Annotated in this window: 1 pseudogene; it reads left to right on the top strand. The window is 54.0% G+C overall.

Annotation, left to right across the window (positions count from 1 at the left end):
* Nucleotides 1–1065, top strand: a pseudogene (locus BUB54_RS21060) (phosphatase); the annotation flags it as partial.
* Nucleotides 1066–1106 lie beyond the last annotated feature (41 nt).

Genomic DNA, 1106 nt, shown 5'->3' with positions numbered 1-1106 from the left:
GAGATGAAGGAGCGCTTCGAAACCCATGCCGCTTATGTGAAGGTGGCGGACCGTTACGGCAGTTACGGTATTTGCGGCTTCTTCATGGTGCAAGAACATGTGGCGCGGCATTTTCTGTTTTCATGCCGTGCCATGAATATGGGGGTGGAACAGTTTGTCTGGGCGCGTTTGGGTAAGCCGCTTGTGCCGACGAATGGCGAGGTGAGCACAAGTCTTGAAGGTGGTATACCAGACTGGATCAACGTGGTTGATGATGCTGATCATGAGTCGGAGGTAGAACGTGACGTCACCAAACCGCTGATCTGCGTGCGCGGCGCGTGCGATCTGAGCATGATGACGCATTATCTGCGCCCGAAATTTGATATGATAGAAGAGTTTCCATACCCTTATCAGGGATGGGCTATTCAACCGGTCGCGCGAGCGGTCGCACTTGAACGCGAGTTGGACACGTCAGAGGGACGTGACTTGCTCACCCGCATTCCTGGTCTGCCACGAGAGCGGTTTAAGACCGTCATCAACTCCCTGGTAGCTGATGCTTACGTGCTGTCCTTCTCGCCGGAATTACAGGCAGCCCTACATCGCTCGCGTAGTACAGGGTTACTGATGACGTTCAAGTGCAGTGGTGCTCCCGACCGGGATTTTTCGGAAACCAGCTATGAACGCATTCGCGAAATACAAGGGCGCGAGCCGTCCTTCAGTGCCGCTGAATGGACCTTCATGCAGGAAGAGTTCGCGTTTGCGGGGCTGCTCGACATGGCGCAGTTGGAGCGCGATGCAACTTCGATGTTCGAGACGTTGCGCGGTAAAACTGTCATCGTTCTACGGCTCAATACAAGCGTTGGCCAGAAATGCTGGGCGTTGGAGTGGTTTGGACGGATCAATGAGGTTATTATACCGTTGGCTGAGCAGTTCGGATTTACCGTTATTGATCTCGCGGATTTTGTTCGTGGTCCAGAGGATCTCGATAGTCCTGAGGATATCGGGGTACATTTTAGCCGCGATGTTTATAGGCGTCTTGCTAACCGTATCGAGGCGATTTGCGCCGCCTCTACCCCTTACGGATGAGTCTGGCCACTGGCTGAGCAGTGGTTATCAGCCGGACAAGG

This window comes from Acidocella aminolytica 101 = DSM 11237, assembly GCF_900129125.1.
Lineage (GTDB): Bacteria > Pseudomonadota > Alphaproteobacteria > Acetobacterales > Acetobacteraceae > Acidocella > Acidocella aminolytica.
This window is presented reverse-complemented; position numbering and strand designations above follow the sequence as displayed.